The following is a 3,269-nucleotide window of genomic DNA, read 5'->3' as shown; positions in this document are numbered from 1 at the left end:
GGTGGCCTAACCAAAACGCTTGAGTGGGATTGAGTTCGCGGCTCATGATGATCTCCAAAATTAAAGAGACCATCAGTGTGATCAGCCAACGTTAAGGTGGGTAGATGGGTTTTATGGCGCGCTTACCCATGCACTACGACCTGACCTGGGTAAGAGCCCCCAAGCTAAAGGGGCGGAAAAAAGCCATTCAGTAACCATAAACAACCCCCCCCCCGGCCGCTTCACATGGCCGGGGGTTTTAGTTTCAACACCCATCAATTACTTCTTATATACTTACATCCACGTCACTTGATCTGAATAGCCAGATCTACCAACTTAAAATATTTTGAATAGTCCTCTCCATTACAAGCATCTAATAATATTTTAACCTGATAATTTAATCTATCTAAATTTTTATTTAGACGCTCACGCAAATCATTCGGGTTAGATTTACTTGCATTCAAATAGCAAAGGGCAATATCATGAACAGAAACTGATTTTGTTATAAAATAAAGACTCCAAGGTGGGTATTTTTTATTGGCACTTTCAATAAAAATCTTTTCATCCCCTTTAATAAAATTTTTGTATAAATCAACATCAGAGTTTTTTAAAAAAACCAAGTAACACAACAAAAAAAAGTGAATCTCAGACCTTGTTAAACTTGAAATAGAAGCTTTTATATGACTTCTTATTTTCATCAAATCTCTCAAAGAAACCCTGAAAGTCTTGAATAAAGAAACAAAAATTATTTGCATTTCATTTAGGTCTGCATTTTCACATACCACAGCATTTTCATCAGGTGGAACCTGTTTTTTATTCGAAGCCCAAGCCATATCCTGGCGATTAGTATTATAATTTCTAGTTAACTCTAGACAATTATAGCCCTTGTTTTTTGGAATATCGAAATTAGCACTTACCCATAACTCAACATCAGAATTATCCAATGAGTAAGTAATATCAAAAAAACGCTTTAAATACTCAAAAGAATCAAACCCTCCCCCATAGACTGCCTTAATAGAATGGCCTAATTGCTTCGTATCTGTAGCAATAATAAATATACAACCTGGGACATCAAAAAAATGCTTAATACGTTCCAGCAACTCTATAGCATATGTCGGCCTACAACGATCCAACTCATCAATAAACACATAAACAGGGAAACTTCCATTCTCAGTGCTTTTTTCAGCCGAAACTTCTGTTACCAGCTTTTCAAAAACCTCTCTAAACTGTTTAACTGCTTCGTGATCTTTCTCGCTATTCACAATCAAAGCTTCAACAGCCTTATCTGCCACTTCATCAGTAACGGCTTCGAGCGTGGCAGCAAGTTCCTCGCCCTCCACAGCGATAAGCTTTTTCAACAGGCCTTTGCTAACCAACTTGGTCAACCCTGGAGCAGTGCTCAGAAAGATATTTTTGGCTTTGGTCGTGAAATCCTTGATCGTATCCTCTATGTCACCCGACATACTTCTTTGCACTTTAAGCTGGTCACGAATCGCAGATACCAAAGAAATGAAGGGGTCGCCGGTGTAGTCCTTTTCCCACGCATTAAAATAAACCACACCTCTTTCATCACTTAAGTGCTTACACCAACGCTCTAAGAAAAACGTTTTACCAGTGCCCCATGGGGAGTCTATGTTGACGACTTTGATGTCGTCATTATCATTTTCTAATAAATTTTGAAGAAATTCAGCTACTTCAGCACGTCCAAGCAAATCCCCTTCCCAAGCACTCATAACTTCCCCTACCTGGTAATTATTGTTGCAGTACCCTATCCAATTAACACAAAACCCCCGACCACTCCACATGGCCGGGGGTGTTTTCTATTGCCGCAATCTTCTGGCGAAACGTTACCGCAACGCGTGCTATTAGGCGACACTTTCACTATGGCAAAGTTTGGCTAAGTTGCAAACAAGTTATTTCCCGTTACGCAATGTAATACCACCTACACCGCCCAACACCTGGCTTGCCTGACCACCACCCCTCGATACTGCTTTGCGGTGATAAAACACCCCTGCCCGCCGCTGGTGGGCAGTAACCGGCAGCGGCTACCCACGCGGTGGGCTTTGAATAACCGGTACTCGCCTTCTACTTCTGCCACTACCAAATCGGCATGGCCAAACGAACGCGCCTCATCCACCACCAGCACATCGTCCTCCATCCAAAGCCCGCCTGGGCGTGCATCCTCGCTAATCTCCACCAGAAAGCAGCTGGGTGGAAATTTTCGCCTGTCCATTTCGGCCACTGCTGGGTGCTCCACGCTCACCACTGCTGGCCCTAAGTAATTCACTCGCATGCTGTTGCCCTGTGCTTGCTCCACATTAAGCGACGTATATTAGCGTTTGCCTGTCGCTTCCCTGGCTGCTAATACTGTATAAATTGACAGCAGACAACAAGAGTTATAGTTTTGATGGGTATACTCAGCTAGCGCGCAGGCCGCGCAACCTTACTTAGGGTTAATATCATTAGTGCTGACGGGGTGAGCAGTGAAAACACAGGATATAAAACAAGCAGTTGCCAATAAATTGCTTAATGAGTACGAGCTTGGCAATAACGGCATGGTAAACCTAACCTCTTTAGAAAATGAGCTAGGGATACCATGGGATAGAATAGCCAGCGCTGTTGGAATGCTGCATGAGCAGGGCGTCATTGATACAGTCATAGGCTGCGCTGGTGCACGGCTCACACCACGCGGTATTGAAGTTCTAGAGCCACGCGATATCGGTGTACCCAAGCAGCCACCCCAAACTGTAAACAATAACTTTAGCGGTTCGTTTAACCAGTCAGCTATTGCCACTACCGGCGGGCAGGCTCGAGTATCCGTACAAAATACTGAGGTTAATCATTACTTCCAGCAGCTAGAGCAGGCAATCGACCACTCACAAAACATTCCACCAGAGCAAAAGAGCCAATGGAAAGCTAGCGTATGGGAAATGTCTAAGCACCCAGCGCTGGTAGCAGCGCTAGGGGTAGTATTAGGCGGATAACATACGAGGGGATGTGGCGTGAAGGATCTAGTAAGGCTCAGCCCGCGAAACGGATAATGGCAAATACCAACGCGGAAACGGCGACAATGGTACCCACGTTCCACTTAATGATGTTGGTCTCGACTTTTGCCAAGCTCTCTTTGGTGGCCATCGTATCTTTGATGATGGCCACCTTTTGCTCCTGAATTCAAACATTAAGCGCAGCACCTGCGGTTTTCAGCGCCCCTGAATACTCTCCCAGGAACACTTGTGCCGGTGTCCGATACCCCAAGCGTTTTCTGGGGCGGTTGTTCAACTTGGCAACGA

The 3,269-nt window shown here is 44.5% G+C and carries 4 protein-coding genes; 1 reads left to right on the top strand and 3 read right to left on the bottom strand.

The window, feature by feature from the left end:
• Positions 1 to 284: 284 nt before the first annotated feature.
• Positions 285 to 1,712: a P-loop NTPase fold protein gene (locus tag QT231_RS24135; protein WP_308339313.1), complete on the bottom strand. Its 1,428-nt coding sequence runs from the start codon at positions 1,710 to 1,712 to the stop codon at positions 285 to 287.
• A 209-nt stretch (positions 1,713 to 1,921) separates the two neighbouring features.
• Positions 1,922 to 2,272 carry a hypothetical protein gene (locus QT231_RS24130; protein ID WP_308339312.1) on the bottom strand — a complete coding sequence of 117 codons (351 nt, stop codon included), beginning with the start codon at positions 2,270 to 2,272 and terminating at the stop codon, positions 1,922 to 1,924.
• A gap of 190 nt (positions 2,273 to 2,462) precedes the next feature.
• On the opposite strand from QT231_RS24130, the gene QT231_RS24125 reads away from it, so the two are divergent.
• Positions 2,463 to 2,963, top strand: coding sequence for a hypothetical protein (locus QT231_RS24125; RefSeq protein WP_308339311.1), 501 nt, complete (start codon positions 2,463 to 2,465; stop codon positions 2,961 to 2,963).
• 37 nt (positions 2,964 to 3,000) lie between these two features.
• Here the strand turns inward: QT231_RS24125 and QT231_RS24120 are convergent, their stop codons facing one another.
• Positions 3,001 to 3,135, bottom strand: a complete 135-nt coding sequence (locus tag QT231_RS24120; RefSeq protein WP_308339310.1) for a hypothetical protein — start codon at positions 3,133 to 3,135, stop codon at positions 3,001 to 3,003.
• Positions 3,136 to 3,269 lie beyond the last annotated feature (134 nt).

This window comes from Halomonas sp. SpR1 (assembly GCF_031010175.1).
GTDB lineage: Bacteria > Pseudomonadota > Gammaproteobacteria > Pseudomonadales > Halomonadaceae > Vreelandella.
The sequence above is the reverse complement of the archived record's forward strand: the minus strand, read 5'-3'. Positions and strand labels throughout refer to the sequence as shown.